Origin of the sequence: Streptomyces sp. 8K308 (genome assembly GCF_004348315.1) — a bacterium.
Classification (GTDB): Bacteria; Actinomycetota; Actinomycetes; order Streptomycetales; family Streptomycetaceae; genus Streptomyces.
In genome coordinates, this window is record NZ_SMKC01000164.1 from 1 (window position 1) to 14,968 (window position 14,968).

12 protein-coding genes and 1 pseudogene are annotated in these 14,968 nt (G+C 74.3%); 8 read left to right on the forward strand and 5 right to left on the reverse strand.

Features of this window, described 5'->3' with window-relative positions; genetic code table 11:
* Positions 1-82: 82 nt before the first annotated feature.
* From E1265_RS21505 to E1265_RS21520, 4 genes are all read left to right on the forward strand, one after another.
* Positions 83-928 (forward strand): DegV family protein, encoded by an 846-nt coding sequence (locus E1265_RS21505; RefSeq protein WP_132932378.1) that lies wholly within the window; start codon positions 83-85, stop codon positions 926-928.
* A gap of 106 nt (positions 929-1,034) precedes the next feature.
* A complete protein-coding gene (locus tag E1265_RS21510; protein WP_132932380.1) occupies positions 1,035-1,961 on the forward strand; it encodes a ComEA family DNA-binding protein in 927 nt (308 codons plus the stop codon).
* Positions 1,948-4,431: a ComEC/Rec2 family competence protein gene (locus E1265_RS21515; protein WP_243740993.1), complete on the forward strand. Its 2,484-nt coding sequence runs from the start codon at positions 1,948-1,950 to the stop codon at positions 4,429-4,431. The genes E1265_RS21510 and E1265_RS21515 overlap by 14 nt, the downstream gene beginning before the upstream one ends.
* Before the next feature lie 142 nt (positions 4,432-4,573).
* Complete coding sequence (locus tag E1265_RS21520) at positions 4,574-5,098, forward strand: RICIN domain-containing protein (protein WP_132932382.1); 525 nt, start codon at positions 4,574-4,576, stop codon at positions 5,096-5,098.
* 28 nt (positions 5,099-5,126) lie between these two features.
* Here E1265_RS21520 and E1265_RS21525 read toward each other — a convergent pair whose 3' ends face one another.
* Positions 5,127-5,363 (reverse strand): hypothetical protein, encoded by a 237-nt coding sequence (locus tag E1265_RS21525; RefSeq protein WP_132932384.1) that lies wholly within the window; start codon positions 5,361-5,363, stop codon positions 5,127-5,129.
* Between the two features lie 58 nt (positions 5,364-5,421).
* On the opposite strand from E1265_RS21525, the gene holA reads away from it, so the two are divergent.
* The gene (gene holA / locus E1265_RS21530; protein ID WP_165953830.1) at positions 5,422-6,408 is read left to right on the forward strand and encodes a DNA polymerase III subunit delta; all 987 of its coding nucleotides are present in this window, start codon (positions 5,422-5,424) and stop codon (positions 6,406-6,408) included.
* A 184-nt stretch (positions 6,409-6,592) separates the two neighbouring features.
* Here holA and rpsT read toward each other — a convergent pair whose 3' ends face one another.
* On the reverse strand, positions 6,593-6,859 hold the full coding sequence (rpsT, locus tag E1265_RS21535) for a 30S ribosomal protein S20 (RefSeq protein ID WP_132932388.1): 267 nt from the start codon (positions 6,857-6,859) through the stop codon (positions 6,593-6,595).
* 186 nt (positions 6,860-7,045) lie between these two features.
* On the opposite strand from rpsT, the gene lepA reads away from it, so the two are divergent.
* Together lepA and E1265_RS21545 are read left to right on the forward strand one after the other, a co-directional pair.
* Positions 7,046-8,905, forward strand: a complete 1,860-nt coding sequence (gene lepA, locus E1265_RS21540) for a translation elongation factor 4 (RefSeq protein WP_132932389.1) — start codon at positions 7,046-7,048, stop codon at positions 8,903-8,905.
* 96 nt (positions 8,906-9,001) lie between these two features.
* Positions 9,002-10,867, forward strand: coding sequence for an AMP-dependent synthetase/ligase (locus E1265_RS21545; RefSeq protein WP_132932391.1), 1,866 nt, complete (start codon positions 9,002-9,004; stop codon positions 10,865-10,867).
* 65 nt (positions 10,868-10,932) lie between these two features.
* On the opposite strand, the gene E1265_RS21550 is transcribed toward E1265_RS21545, so the two are convergent.
* A complete protein-coding gene (locus tag E1265_RS21550; protein ID WP_132932393.1) occupies positions 10,933-12,090 on the reverse strand; it encodes an NADH:flavin oxidoreductase in 1,158 nt (385 codons plus the stop codon).
* 51 nt (positions 12,091-12,141) lie between these two features.
* Positions 12,142-12,753 (reverse strand): urea carboxylase-associated family protein, encoded by a 612-nt coding sequence (locus E1265_RS21555; protein ID WP_132932394.1) that lies wholly within the window; start codon positions 12,751-12,753, stop codon positions 12,142-12,144.
* 228 nt (positions 12,754-12,981) lie between these two features.
* Here E1265_RS21555 and E1265_RS21560 point away from each other — a divergent pair, with 228 nt between their 5' ends.
* Entirely contained in the window at positions 12,982-14,544 is a 1,563-nt protein-coding gene (locus E1265_RS21560) for a PucR family transcriptional regulator (RefSeq protein ID WP_132932396.1), read from the forward strand.
* Positions 14,545-14,640: 96 nt separating this feature from the next.
* Here the strand turns inward: E1265_RS21560 and E1265_RS21565 are convergent.
* Positions 14,641-14,968, reverse strand: a pseudogene (locus tag E1265_RS21565) (coproporphyrinogen III oxidase); the annotation flags it as partial.

A 14,968-nucleotide genomic window follows, 5' to 3' on the forward strand; every position in this document is an offset into this window, starting at 1 on the left:
GGTGGGTGGGGGGAAACCGGCCAACCGCCCCCGCCGTGCCGTGGTTCCGTGACGGCCCGCCGAGGCCGGTACGCTCGCGTCTATGCCCCGCTCTGTCGCCATCGTCACGGATTCCACCGCCTATCTGCCGCCCACGGCTGTCACCCGACACGGCATCACCGTCGTGCCCCTGACCGTCGTGCTCGCCGACGAGGCCCTGGAGGACGGCACGGAGACCGCGGCGCGGCGGCTCGCCGAGGCACTGCAGCAGCGGCGTCCCGTGACGACCTCCCGGCCGAGCCCGGAGACCTTCGCCGCCGCCTACCGGGCGGCGGCCGAGGCCGGCGCTGAGGGCGTGGTCTCGCTGCACCTGTCCGCCGAGATCTCCGGCACCCACGACGCCGCTGTGCTGGCGGCCCGCGAGTCCCCGATCCCGGTGCGGGTGGTGGACAGCGGCGTGGTCGCCATGGCGCTCGGCTTCTGCGTGGTGACCGCCGCCGAGGCGGCGGCCACCGGCGCCTCGCTCGACGAGGCCGTGGCGTGCGCGCGCAAGCGCGCCGAGGCCATCCGCGCCTACTTCTACGTCGACACCCTCGAGCACCTGCGCCGCGGCGGCCGGATCGGCACCGCGCAGGCGCTGCTCGGTTCCGCGCTCGCGGTCAAGCCGCTGCTCGAACTGGCAGACGGGCACATCGAGTTGACGGAGAAGGTGCGTACCGCCTCGCGCGCCATCGCGCGGCTCGAGGAGCTGGCGGTCGAGCACGCCGGCGCCGGACCCGTGGACGTGGCCGTGCACCACCTGGCGGCGGGCGACCGGGCCTCGGCGCTCGCGGACCGGCTGCGGCAGCGGCTCCCGGGGCTGGTCGAGATGCATGTCAGCGAGGTGGGCGCGGTGTTGGGCGCGCACACCGGGCCCGGGCTGCTCGGCGCGGTGGTCGCCCCGCGGTAGCCACCGTCACCCACACGAGCGACCGAGTTATCCACAACACCCTGGTCATCCACAGATATACGCCCCCGTCCCCGACGCCTCCGAAATCCGTTCTACCGTCCGGCACATGGAGACGAAAACGAGACGAACGGCGCGGACCGGAGGACCGGCGGCCGGCCGGGGGCCGGGCGACGGGGGGCGCAGCGGCCCGGGGCGCAAGCGGGCCCGGCGGCAGGCCGCGCTGCGCGCCCGGGCGGAGGCGCTGTTCTCACCCGAGCTGACCTGGGCGACGGGGCCCCTGACGGTACCGGCGCACGGCTGGCGGGTGCTGCCGCGCGCCCGCCCCGGCGGTCCGCCACCGGACGACGATCCACCGCCCGATGACGATCCGCCGCCTGGCGAGCGGCTGCCGGCCTGGCGGCGGGCGCGGCTCGCCGTGGGGGAGCGGTGGCCGCTGTGGCTGCGGGGTCGCTGCGGGCTCGAACCGCGGACCCTGGCGGCGCTCGGCGTGCTGCTGCTGGTCGCGGCGGGCTTCGCGGTCCACCACTTCTGGACCGGCCGCCCGCAGTCCGTCACCGTGGCCACCTCGGAGCCCTCCGCCGTGCCGGAGGTGTCAGCGGAGCCGTCGCCGAGCGCCGCGCCCCTGGTGGTCGACGTCGCCGGGGACGTGGCCGAGCCCGGGATCTACTCGCTGCCCGCCGGCTCCCGGGTGGCCGACGCCATCGAGGCGGCCGGCGGCAGTGAGCCGGGCGCCGACACCCACGGGCTCAACCGGGCCAGGCCGCTGGTGGACGGCGAGCAGGTGGTGGTCGGCGCCCCGCCACCCGCGCCCGGCGCCGACCCGTCGGCGGCGTCCCCCGGCGGCAGGGTCAGCCTCAACACCGCCACCGTCGAGCAGTTGCAGGAGCTGCCGGGCATCGGGCCTGTGCTGGCGGAGCGCCTCATCACGTACCGGGAGAGCAACGGCGGCTTCAGCACCATCGAGCAGCTGGGCGAGGTCTCCGGGATCGGTGACCGGCGGCTGGCCGATCTGAGGGACCGTGTCTCGCTCTGAGGCCGCCACGCGCCGGCATCCGGTGCACGCCGGCACCGGGCACCGGCTCGGCGCCTCCCATCCCCGGCGGGTCGGCACCGACCTGCGGCTGGTCGGCCCGTCCTGCGCCGCCTGGGTGGCCGCCGCGCTGGCACTCGGCGCCGAGGGTCGCGCCACCGCCATCGGCGTGGTCGGCTGCTGCCTACTGGCCGGCGCCCTGCTGTGGAGCGGGCGGAGCCCGCGGCCCCGGCGCGGATCGCTGACCGCCGCCGTCGCCCTGGCACTGCTCTGCGCCGCCGCCGGCGGCACCGTGGCCGGGCTGCACGTCGCCACCCTCCGCGCTGACCCCTGGCCCGCACTCGCCGGTCGTCCTGTCACCGTCGAGGCCGAGCTCACCGACGATCCCCGCCGGCCCGCCGCGACGCCGGGTGGGGAGGCCGGCGAGGAGCGGCCCGTGCTGCTCGCCGCCGAGGCCACCCGAGTCGTTCCCGAGGGCGGCGCTGAACACGCCGTCCGCGCCCCGGTCCTGCTCGTCGTCCGAGCCGAACGGGCCGCCGACTGGCTGGAGTTGCTGCCCTCCACCCGGCTGCGCCTGACCGGGCACGCCGACCGCCCGATGCCCGGGCGCGCCGCCGAGCTCGCCGCCGTGCTGCGCGTCTCCGACGCCGGGGAGCCGGCCGTCGTCGGCGGGCCGAGCGCGGCGCAGCGCGCCGCCGCCGGGCTCAGGGACGGACTGCGCGCGGCGGCCGCCGGGCTGCCGGGCGACGCCGCCGCCCTGCTCCCCGCCCTGGTGATCGGTGACGACGCGGCGCTGGCGCCCGATCTCGAGGAGGCGGTGGCCGCCACCGGCCTCACCCACCTGATCGTGGTCTCCGGCAGCCAGGTGGCGATCGTCCTCGGCGTGCTGGTCGGCCGGCTCGGCACCGCGTCCCTGGCCGAGCGCGGCGGGCTCGCCGCCCGGCTCGGCATCCCGCTGCGCCTCACCGCCGTGCTCGGCGGCGGCCTCGTCCTCGGCTTCGTGCTCGTCTGCCGCCCGGATCCGAGCGTGCTGCGCGCCGCCGTCTGCGCCGGCATCGCGCTGCTCGCCCTGGCCACCGGCCGATCACGCTCGCTGCTGCCCGCGCTCGCCGCCGCCGTGCTGCTGCTCATCCTCCACGAGCCCACCCTGGCCAGGTCGTTCGGCTTCCTGCTCTCGGTGCTCGCCACCGGCGCCCTGCTCACCGTCGCCCCGCGCTGGAGCGCGGCGCTGCGGGCCCGCCGGGTGCCGGCCCCGCTCGCCGAGGGGCTCGCCGCCTCGGCTGCCGCCCATGTGGTGTGTGCGCCGGTAATCACGGTCTTCGCCGCGAGCACCAGCCTGGTCGCCATCCCCTGCAACCTACTGGCCGGCATCGCCGTCGCCCCGGTCACCGTGCTCGGCTGGGCCGCCCTTGCCTGCGCCCCGCTCTCCGCGTCGGCGGCCACCGCGCTCGCCTGGCTGGCGAGTTGGCCCGCCCGGTGGATCGCCTGGGTCGCCAGGGCCGGCGCCCGGCTGCCAGGCGCCGAGCTCGGCTGGCCGGCCGGCTGGTGGGGTGCCGCCCTGCTCGCCGCCGTCACGCTGGCCGCGCTCGTCCTCGCCCGCCGGCTGCCGCGCGGTCCCTGGCCCGCCGTGCTCTGCGCCCTGCTGCTACTCGTCGCCGTGGTCCGCCCGGCGCCGCTGCCCCGCGTCCTCACCGGTTGGCCCCCGCCCGGCTGGCGCCTGGTGGCCTGCGACGTGGGCCAGGGCGACGCGCTGGTGCTGGCGGCCGGCGGGCCCAGCGCGCTGGTCGTCGACGCCGGCCCCGAGCCGGCCGCCGTCGACCGCTGCCTGCGGGACCTCGGGGTCACCCACGTTCCGCTGCTGATCCTCAGCCACTTCCATGCCGACCATGTGGCGGGGCTGCCCGGGGTGTTGGCCGGCCGTCGGGTCGACGCCGTCTGGACGACGATCGTGCGGAAGGAGCCGGAGCAGGCCGAGTTCGTCACCAGGGCCGCGGCCGAGGCGGGCGTCCGGGTCGAGCCCGTGGTGCCGGGACAGGCCGGCACGGCGGGACCCGACCTCGGCTGGCAGGTGTTGTGGCCGCCGCGGGACGCGGCCGGTCTGGAGGCCAACGACGCCAGCGTCACCCTGCTGGTGCGCGCCGGGGACCTGACCGTCTTCCTGCCGGGCGACCTCGAACCCCCGGCCCAGCAGGCGCTCCTGGCCGCGCACCCGGGGCTGACGGAGGTCGACGTCCTCAAGGTCGCCCACCACGGCTCGGCCCACCAACACCCGCCGCTCCTCGACCGGTTGAGCCCCGGCCTCGCGCTCATCTCCGCCGGCGCCGACAACTCCTACGGCCACCCGGCCCCCAGCACGCTCACCGCCCTGGCGGCCGCCGGCGCCACCGTGCTGCGCACCGACCTGCACGGCGCGGTGGCCGTCTCCGACACCCCCGAGGGCCCGCGCGCCACCGCCCGCCGAGGCCTGTCATGAGGGGCCGGGCGATCGCTGCGGCCGGCTGTCCCCGCGCCGATGCCGGTTCGACAGGATCAGTACGTGATCGTTACGCGGACGCCACCGTTCATTCATCGTCGAGTCATCTCAACTCCCGTTACGAACGCGAAAGTCCGGGCGCATGAAGATCCTTTCCCGTGGCGGCCGCGCCACCGTCGTCGCGGCGCTCGCCACCCTGCTTCTCGCCGCTACCGGCAGCATGTCGCAGGCCTCGGCCGCGACCACCTACTGGACGTTCAAGAGCAGGTACAACGGCCACTGCCTCACGGGCTCGGCGAGCACCACGGCCGTCTGGACGGCCCCCTGCACCGGTGGCCCGTCCCAACAGTGGTACTGGTACGGCACCAGGGAGGTCTACGGGGGCGAGAGCTACCGCATGCTGCGGAACCGGCACTCCGGCGACTGCCTGATGACCGACTTCGAGTCGGGCGGTGGCCGCAACGCCGTCTGGCAGAGCAGCTGCGCCAACCAGACGAACACCCGGGAGTGGACCAACGACACCCCGGAGCTGCTCAGCCCCCCGTACGTCAACAACAGCCTGCGCGTGTCCCCCGCGAGCAACGCCGTCTACACGAACGACCCGCTGTTCAGCCACACCAACGACATCCCCTACCTCACCCACACCTGGAGCCGCTCGCACACCTGATCCTGACCCGGCCGGCGGGCGGCTCCCCTCAGCCGCGCTCCAGCCAGCCGTCGTGCGCCTCGGCGAGCGCCGCGAGCGCCGGTACGTCCCAGTCGGGGACGGGGTCCTCGAGGACCACCAGCCACTGGGCGTCCTCCGCGTCGTCCTCGCCCGCCAGGGCCTCGCGGACCGGGCGGGGCTCCTCGGGCAGCCCCAGGCGTTCGGCCAGCTCGGCGGCCACCTCCTCGGCGGCGTCCCGGCCCGGCAGCACCAGCACATGTCGCATCGGGCCATTGTGCCCGGCCCGCGAACCACTGTCGGACCCGCGTGGGATGCTGGGGCGCATGGCAGCCAGATCCACCAAGGCCGACGACCCCCTCGCCCCGGTCACCCTCGCGGTGGGGCAGGAGGAGCTGCTGCTGGACCGCGCCGTCCAGGAGGTGGTGGCCGCCGCGCGCGCCGCCGACCCGGACACCGACGTGCGCGACCTGGCGCCCGGCGAGCTCCAGCCCGGCACCCTGGCCGAGCTCACCAGCCCCTCGCTGTTCGCCGAGCGCAAGGTGGTCGTGGTCCGCCAGGCCCAGGACCTCGGGGCCGACACGGTCAAGGACGTCAGGGCCTACCTCGGCGCCCCGGCCGAGGAGATCACCCTCGTCCTGCTGCACGCCGGCGGCGCCAAGGGCAAGGGCCTGTTGGACGCCGCCCGCAAGGCCGGGGCGCGCGAGGTCGCCTGCGCCAAGATGACCAAGCCGGCCGACCGGCTGGCGTTCGTGCGCGGCGAGTTCCGCGCCGCGGGGCGCAGCGCCACGCCGGGCGCCTGCCAGGCCCTGGTGGACGCCATCGGCAGCGACCTGCGCGAGCTGGCCTCCGCCTGCGCCCAGCTGGCCGCCGACATCGAGGGCGCCGTCGACGAGGAGGTCGTCGGCCGCTACTACACGGGCCGCGCCGAGGCATCCAGCTTCACCGTCGCCGACCGCGCTGTCGAGGGCCGCACCGCCGAGGCCCTGGAGGCGCTGCGCTGGGCGTTGGCCACCGGCGTGGCGCCGGTGCTCGTGACCAGCGCCCTGGCCCAGGGCGTCCGGTCGATCGGCAGGCTGGCGTCCGCGCCGAGCGGGATGCGCCAGGGCGACCTGGCGCGCGAGCTCGGCATGCCGCCGTGGAAGATCGACCGGGTCCGGCAGCAGATGCGCGGCTGGTCGGCGGAGGGCGTCGCCGTGGCGCTGCGCGCCGTCGCCGAAGCGGACGCGGCGGTCAAGGGCGGCGGCTACGACCCCGAGTACGCGCTGGAGAAGGCCGTGGTCACCATCGCCGGCGCCGCCCGCTCCCGATAGCGGCAAGCGCCAGGGCCCCGGCCCGCCCGGGGAAGGGACGGACTCGGGGCCCTGGTGATGTGCTCGAAGAGGCACCGCACCCGCGTGGCGAACGTCTGGGATCAGCGCGGTGCCTGGTGCGCGCCCGCCGGCCGGAGCGGAGAGAGGGGCCGCTCGACGTGACCGGTGGCGGTGAGCCGGAGGATCAGCCCTGGAGCGCGTTGACCTGGGAGGCCAGCGCGGACTTCTTGTTGGCCGCGTTGTTGCGGTGCAGCACACCCTTGCTGACGGCCTTGTCGAGCTTGCGCGCGGCGACCCGGCGGGCGGCCTCGGCCTGCTCGTAGTCACCCGCGGCCACGGCCTCGCGGGCCTTGCGGATGGCGGTCTTCACCTCGGACTTGACGGCCTGGTTGCGCAGCCGGGCCTTCTCGTTGGTCTTGATCCGCTTGATCTGGGACTTGATGTTCGCCACGAATGTGAGCCTTTGCAGGTTCGATGCTGATGTCGGTGCTGGTGCCGATCGGGCCCGGGGACCCCGCGCACCACCGGCCCAGGGTACCAGCGGCCACTGGCGGCCTCCCAATCCGTAGCAGCCGCTCCAGCGTGGGACCATGGGGACGACCCAACGAACCGCCGCCATGACCCGACAGGACCCCGCGTGCCCGCGATCTCTTCGAACGCGCCGGAGCCCAGCCGCACCGACCCGGCTCTCATCCGCAACTTCTGCATCATCGCGCATATCGACCACGGCAAGTCGACGCTCGCCGACCGGATGCTCCAGCTGACCGGGGTGGTCGAGCAGCGGCAGATGCGCGCCCAGTACCTGGACCGCATGGACATCGAGCGCGAGCGCGGCATCACCATCAAGTCCCAGGCGGTCCGCATGCCCTGGGAGCTGGACGGCACGGCCCACGTGCTCAACATGATCGACACCCCGGGCCACGTCGACTTCACCTACGAGGTCTCCCGCTCCCTCGCCGCCTGCGAGGGCTGCGTCCTGCTGGTCGACGCCGCCCAGGGCATCGAGGCGCAGACCCTGGCCAACCTCTACCTGGCCATGGAGAACGACCTCACCATCGTCCCGGTGCTCAACAAGATCGACCTGCCGGCCGCCCAGCCGGAGAAGTTCGCCGCCGAGCTCGCGCACCTCATCGGCTGCGACCCGGGCGACGTGCTGCGCGTCTCCGCCAAGACCGGCGAGGGCGTCGAGGCGCTGCTCGACGAGGTGGTCCGCCAGGTCCCGGCGCCCGTCGGCGTCGCCGACGCCCCCGCCCGCGCGATGATCTTCGACTCCGTGTACGACGCCTACCGCGGCGTCGTCACCTATGTGAAGGTCGTCGACGGCCAGCTCGGCAGGCGCGAGCGGATCCAGATGATGTCCACCGGCGCCACCCACGAGCTGCTGGAGATCGGCGTCAACTCGCCCGAGATGACCCCGGCCGACGGCCTCGCGGTCGGCGAGGTCGGCTACCTGATCACCGGCGTGAAGGACGTGCGCCAGTCCAAGGTCGGCGACACCGTCACCCAGCAGCGCAACGGCGCCACCGAGCCGCTCGGCGGCTACAAGGACCCCAAGCCCATGGTGTTCTCCGGGCTCTACCCGATCGACGGCTCCGAGTACCCGGCCCTGCGCGACGCCCTGGAGAAGCTCCAGCTCAATGACGCGGCGCTGGTCTACGAGCCCGAGACCTCGGCCGCCCTCGGCTTCGGCTTCCGCGTCGGCTTCCTCGGCCTACTGCACCTGGAGGTGATCAGGGAGCGCCTGGAGCGCGAGTTCGGCCTCGACCTGATCGCCACGGCGCCCAACGTCGTCTACCAGGTGACCATGGAGGACCGCGCCGAGCACACCGTCACCAACCCGAGCGAGTTCCCCACCGGCAAGATCGCCGAGGTCCGCGAGCCGGTGGTGCGCGCCACGCTGATCGCGCCGAGCGAGTTCATCGGCGCCATCATGGAGCTCTGCCAGACCAGGCGCGGCTCGATGCAGGGCATGGACTACCTCTCCGAGGACCGCGTCGAGCTGCGCTACACGCTGCCGCTCGCCGAGATCGTCTTCGACTTCTTCGACGCCCTGAAGTCCAAGACCCGCGGCTACGCCTCCCTCGACTACGAGCCCATCGGCGAGGAGGCCGCCGCCCTCGTCAAGGTCGACATCCTGCTGCACGGCGACAAGGTCGACGCGTTCTCCGCGATCGTGCACAAGGACAAGGCGTACGCGTACGGCGTGAAGATGGCGGCCAAGCTGCGCGAGCTCATTCCGCGGCAGCAGTTCGAGGTGCCGATCCAGGCCGCCATCGGCTCCCGCGTCATCGCCCGTGAGACGGTGCGCGCCATCCGCAAGGACGTGCTCTCCAAGTGCTACGGCGGCGATATCTCGCGGAAGCGGAAGCTGCTGGAGAAGCAGAAGGAAGGCAAGAAGCGGATGAAGATGGTGGGCCGCGTCGAGGTGCCGCAGGAAGCGTTCATCGCCGCCCTTTCCTCCGATTCCGAGGGCGCCGAGGGAAAGAACAAGAAATAGTCCCCTTACGCCCGGGCGTGCGGGCCCTTAGTCTGATCGCCACCCCGTAGTTACTGGTGGGTCACCCCGTTGCAGCGTGGCACCCGGAGGAAGTCTGTGACCGAGAAAGAGCTCCCGATCGACACCCGCCCGCCGTCCGTGGCCCACATCTTCCAGGAGCGCGTCGAGGCCACACCGGACCGGGAGGCGCTCCGCTATCCGGTGCCCACCGCCGGCGGTCCCGACGACTGGCACTCCTACACGTGGGCCGAGGCCGGCCGCCGGGTGCACGCCATCGCCGCCGGCCTCATGTCCCTCGGGGTGCGCCCGGAGGAGCGGGTCGCCATAGCCTCCGGAACCCGGGTCGACTGGATCCTCGCCGACTTCGGCATCATGTGCGCCGGCGCCGCGACCACCACCGTCTACCCGCAGACCAACGCCGACGAGACGGCCTACATCCTCGCCGACTCGGGCAGCCGGGTCCTGATCGCCGAGGACGCTGCGCAGCTGGCCAAGGCCAGGGAGCGCAGGTCCCTGCTGCCCGAGCTCGCCCACGTGGTGGTCATCGAGGCCGCGGACGCGGTGCCGGCTGAGGGCGACCCGGACGGCTGGGTGCTCTCCCTCGCCGATCTCGCCGAGCGCGGCGCGGCGCACCTGGAGAAGCACCCCAACTGCGTCAAGGACGCCATCGCCGGCCAGCGCCGCGACCACCTGGCCACGCTGATCTACACCTCGGGCACCACGGGCCGCCCCAAGGGCGTGCGGCTCGCCCAGGACACCTGGTCCTACATGGGGTACACCATCGAGGCCATCGACATGCTGCACCCCGAGGACGTGCAGTACCTGTGGCTGCCGCTGTCCCATGTCTTCGGGAAGGTGCTGCTCGCCGCGCACGTCAGGATCGGTCACGTGATGGTCGTCGACGGCCGGGTCGACAAGATCGTCGAGAACCTGCCGGTGGTGCGGCCCACCATCGTGTGCGGCGTCCCCCGGATCTACGAGCGCGTCCACAACGGCGCGGCCATGCGGGCCAAGGCCGGCGGCGGGCTCCGCTTCCGCATCTTCACGTGGGCGGCCGCCGTGGCCAAGGAGTACGGCCGCGTCTCCCAGGAGAACCAGCGCCGCACCGGCCGCGCCTCCGTCCCCGCCGGCCTCCGCGCCAGGCACGCGCTGGCCGACCGGCTGGTCTACACGAAGCTGCGGGACCTCTTCGGCGGCCGGATCCGGGCCCTGGTCTCCGGCTCGGCGGCGCTCCCGCCCGACATCGGCTACTTCTTCGAGGGAGCCGGGCTCCCCATCCTCGAGGGCTACGGCCTCACCGAGTCGGCCGCCGCCAGCTTCCTCAACCCGGGTCTCGCCAACCGCACCGGCACGGTCGGCAAGGCCTTCCCCGGCCTCGAGGTCCGGATCGGAGAGGACAAGGAGGTCCTGCTGCGCGGCCCCGGCATCATGCAGGGCTACCACGGCCTCCCCGAGCAGACGGCCGAGGTCCTCGACGCCGACGGCTGGTTCCACACCGGCGACATAGGCGAGCTATCGGACGACGGCTACCTGCGGATCACCGACCGCAAGAAGGACCTGTTCAAGACGTCGCTCGGCAAGTACGTGGCGCCCACGGAGATCGAGGGCCGGTTCAAGGCGGTCTGCCCCTACGTCTCCACCATGCTGGTGGTGGGCCCGGGCCGGAAGTTCTGCTCGGCGCTGATCGCCCTCGACGAGGCGGCGATCATGGGCTGGGCCAAGGAGAACGGCGTGCCAGGCGGCTACGCGGAGGTCGTGGCCGACGAGCGGACGATCGCCCTGGTGGACGGCTACGTGCAGGAGCTGAACTCCGGCCTCCAGGGGTGGCAGACGGTCAAGAAGTTCCGGTTGCTGCCGAGGGAACTGGACGTCGAGCACGGCGACCTGACGCCGAGCCTGAAGCTGAAGCGGCCGGTGGTCGAGGGCGAGTTCGCGGGGTTGATCGACTCCATGTACGCCTAGCCCCTGGCGGGGCGAACGCCCCAAAGGGGCGGGTGCCCCCCATCCACCCGCCCTTCTGCGGCGCGCTACGCGCGTGGCCGGGCCCCGGTGGCGGTTATGTGCGCTTCCTCCCGGGGGTGGTCGGACCGCCAGCCGGCGGCGGTGGCGAGTGTGACGGTGGGCTGGAGCATGGCCGGGGCGAAGGGCACGGGGGCCTCGCCTCGGGCCAGCCTCGCCGGATAGTCCGGGTTGGCCAGCGCCGGGCGGCCGAGGGAGAGCAGGTCGGCGTGGCCGTCCCGCAGCACGCGGGCGGCGAGCTCGGGATCGCCGAGGCCGCCGTTGGCGATGACGGGCACGCCGGCGACGCGGCGGGCCAGGGAGGTGAGCGTCTCGCCGGTCTCCAGGGTGGCGGCCTCGCCCCAGCCCCGGCCCTCGCCGGCGACATGGACGTAGGAGACGCCGGCGTCGGCGACCGCGGCGAAGATCGTGGTGGCCTCTCGGGCGCCAGCCCACCGGTGGTCGTGGTCGTTGACCTTGCCCTGGGACAGCCGCACGCCGACCCAGAACGCCGGATCCGCGATCTCCTGCCGGATCGCGCGGATCACCCGGACGGTCAGCCGGATCCGGCCGGTGGCGCCGCCGCCGTACTCGTCGGCGCGGGTGTTGGTGTATCCGGTCAGGAACTGGTCCAGGAGATAGCCGTTGGCCGCGTGCACCTCGACGCCGGAGAAGCCCGCCTCGCGGGCGGCACGGGCCGAGTCGACGAACCCGCCGACCACGGTGTCGAGGTCGTCCACGGTCATGACGTGCGGCACCGGCCAGGGCCCTGAGCCGCCGTACGCCTCCATCATCCGGCCCCGGGGCCGGACCGCGGACGGGCCGGCGGTACGGGCGGTGTACCGGTTGCCCTGGGAGAGGGCGCCGGCATGCATGAGCTGCATCACGGGCCGGGCCCCCGCGGCGCGCACGGCGTCGGCGACGCGCCGCCAGCCGTCAACGTGCGGGGGCTCCACGATGCCGGGCTGGTTCAGGTAGCCCTGGCTGAAGCGAGTGTCGGTGTAGACGCCTTCGGTTATGACCAGACCGAAGCCGCCCCGGGCGAAGGCGGCGTAGTAGTCGGCCATCTCCGAGGTCGGTGTGCCCTTGGGGGTGGCGGAGACGCGGGTCATGGGGGCCACGGCAAGCCGGTTGCGCAGGGCCACGTCGGGCAGGTCGAGGTGGCTCAGGGCCGGGTGGTCGGTCATGGCGTTCCTTGGGAGTGTCGGCGGATCGAGGGGTGTGCGGTGGGGAACGGATCAGTCGTGGATCGTCACTGCCAGCGGGCTCGGGGCGGCGGCGTTGACGGGCGCCAGGTCCTGTGGACAGGCCGAGAGCACGACCAGGCAGTCGGCCGCCGCCTCGAACGTGACGGAGTCCCCCGGCTCGGTGGCCGCGGCCCGCCACAGCAACTCGCCGTTGGGCGTCGGCCGCACGTCCATGAAGACGTTCACCGGCTGCGGCACCGCCGCGACGTCGCGGCGGATCCCGTGCCGGGCGAGGGCGGAGACGAAGTTCTCCGCACAGGAGGCGTGCCCGGGGGCGCCCAGCGCGCGGTACCTGGCCGGGTCGCACGCGGCCACGAGCATGTCGTGCCGCCCGGGCGAGGCGTCCTCGACCAGCGTCAGGATGGGGCGGCGCCGGTTGGTGACGAAGTGGTCGCCCACGGTCGGGAACAGGCGCCGGGTCGCCGTCCGGGTGTGCGAGGCGCTCAGGTGCTCGCCGGGGTCGTCGGTGGACAGGGCGAACAGGTCGCCGACCTGGCCGCCCGCCACGTCGCTGATCCGGATGCGCTGGCCGGCGGTGAGCACGAACGTCTCCGCGCCGCGCGCGGCCACGAGCCGGTGGCCGATGTCGGACTTCGAGGTCATGGGGCAACCCCAGCAGCACGACGGCATCGGAGGCGAGGGGCGAACATCCACGGAAGGCGCGGCGGTGGTGTGCGGTTCTCCACCCGCGAGGCGCAGCGCCAGGGCGGTCGCCGCCTCGTCGCGGGAGGACGATCCGTCGGGACTCGCGTCGGCACCGTGAGGCTTGGCGGGCATGCCGGCGTGCGGATGCGTGCCCAGGCGTCGTTCCGCAGTGGTGGAATGTCCACCGTGCTCACCATCAGTGGCCTCGTCGCGCTCCCGCGCCTGGGGCTCTCGGTCCTCGTGCCGGGACCGCCCGGCGCCCTCGACGCCGCCATCTCCTGGCTCCACAACACCGAGCTGCCCGATCCCTCCGGCTACATCGGCCGCGCCGAACTCGTGCTGACCAACGGGCTGTGGCAGGCCGGGACGACCGCGCGGGCGTTCGTCGGCCGCTGCCGGGCCGCCGGGGCGGCCGGCGTCGTCTTCGGGCTGCGCGACGCCACCCCCGCGACTCCGCCGGAGCTGGTCGAGGCCTGCCGGGAGGCGGAGCTGCCCCTACTCCAGCTCCCGACCGAGGTGCCGTTCACCGCCGTCACCCACGCGGCGGCCGACATTCTCGCCGCCGAGCGACAGAGCCCCCTGGCCGCCTCACTTCGCCGCGGCACCGCGTTCACCGACGCCCTCTCCTCGGGAGCCGGAGCCGACGGCGTGCTCCGCATCCTGCGGCGCGAGCACGAGCTGCCGCTCGCCGTCGTCGACCGCACCGGAAGTGTGCTGGCCCAGCGCGGGGCCCGGCTCGCGCCCGAAGCGCGCGTCACCGCCGCCACCGCGCTCGCCCGCACCCCGCCGCCGCTGGAGCTCACCCTCGTCCCCGGCGTCACCGCCACCCTGCTGCCCATCGGCACGTTCGGCCGCCCCGACGCCGCGCTGTTGTGCCTGCGGGCCGCCATCGCGTTGACCGAGGAACAGCAGCAGGCCCTCAGCCAGGCCGCGCACTTCCTCAGCATGGAGATCGCCCGGCGTCAGGCGGTGCGCGCCAGCGAGGAGCGGTTCGCCGGCGAGCTGGTCGACATGATCACCTCGGGCGTGGGGTCGCGCGTCGACGTGGCCCGCCGGCTGGGGACGTTCGGCATCGACCCCGCCCAGCCGCTCGCCGTGCTGGCCGCCGCCACCGCTCCCGGTGGCGTCGCCACGGCCGACCTGGCCACCGCCCTGCGCGGCCTGCTCGCCGACCACGGGGTGGCCGCCATGGTGGCCACCGGTAGTGCCGACGTGGTGATCGTGGCCGCCTGGCGAGAGCCGTCCGAGGCGCTCGCACCGTGGTGCCGCCGCCAGGCCGCCGCCCTCGGCCGGCGGTTCACCGACGCTCGGGCCGTCATCGGTGTGGGTGGCCCGGCCGCTGGCCCCGACCGGTTGCGTACCGCGCTGTTGGAGGCGCGCCGGGCCTGCCAGGTGCTGGTCAGGACCGGCGGCGGCCTCGCCGTGGCCCGCCTGGGTGACCTGCCCACCTACCACGTGCTGCTGAGCCGGGCGGACCCTCAGGTGCTGCGGCAGCTCGTCGCCGCCGTCCTGACCCCGATCCGCGACCACGACGCCGCGCACGGCGGGCAACTTGAGGCGACCCTACGCGTTTTCCTCGCGCACCAGGCCAGCCCTTCGGGCGCCGCGAAGACGCTTCACCTGCACGTCAACTCGCTCTACAAGCGGCTGGACCGCATCAGCGAGCTGACCGGCCGCGACACCGCCACCCTCGACGGCCGCCTCGACCTCTTCCTCGCCCTGGAGGCAGACGCCCTGTCCAGCCCGTGACAGGCAGGCCGGCGGCCGCTCCCCGGCGCCCTACTCGCGGCCGCGCGCACCGCCCTCGTGCGCGCGGAGCGGGGGCGGGTTGGAGGGAATCCCCGGTCAGGCCGTCAGGTCGCGGGTGACCGCGTCGGCCAGCAGCCGGCCGCGCCGCGTCAGCGCCGCCCGGCCCGCCGCGAACGCCGGCTCCGTGAGCAGCCCGTCCGCCACCGCACGCCGCGCCGCGGCCAGGCCCTCGGCCGTGAGCAGGGAGAGCGGGCAGCCGTCCACGAGACGCAGTTCGAGCAGGATCCGCTCCACCCGCCGGTCCTCCGCCGTCAGCACCTCCCGCCCGGCGCCCGGCGACCTCCCGTCCGCCAGCGCCGCCGCGTACGCGCCGGGGTGCTTCACGTTCCACCACCGCACGCCCCCCACGTGGCTGTGCGCCCCC

What these genes read in the sequence shown, in the direction of transcription:
- E1265_RS21550 (WP_132932393.1), bottom strand. Translation starts at nt 12,090, where the DNA reads ATGACCGACCACCCGGCCCTGAGCCACCTCGACCTGCCCGACGTGGCC.
- E1265_RS21525 (WP_132932384.1), bottom strand. Translation starts at nt 5,363, where the DNA reads ATGCGACATGTGCTGGTGCTGCCGGGCCGGGACGCCGCCGAGGAGGTG.
- E1265_RS21505 (WP_132932378.1), top strand. Translation starts at nt 83, where the DNA reads ATGCCCCGCTCTGTCGCCATCGTCACGGATTCCACCGCCTATCTGCCG.
- holA (WP_165953830.1), top strand. Translation starts at nt 5,422, where the DNA reads ATGGCAGCCAGATCCACCAAGGCCGACGACCCCCTCGCCCCGGTCACC.
- E1265_RS21510 (WP_132932380.1), top strand. Translation starts at nt 1,035, where the DNA reads ATGGAGACGAAAACGAGACGAACGGCGCGGACCGGAGGACCGGCGGCC.
- E1265_RS21555 (WP_132932394.1), bottom strand. Translation starts at nt 12,753, where the DNA reads ATGACCTCGAAGTCCGACATCGGCCACCGGCTCGTGGCCGCGCGCGGC.
- E1265_RS21520 (WP_132932382.1), top strand. Translation starts at nt 4,574, where the DNA reads ATGAAGATCCTTTCCCGTGGCGGCCGCGCCACCGTCGTCGCGGCGCTC.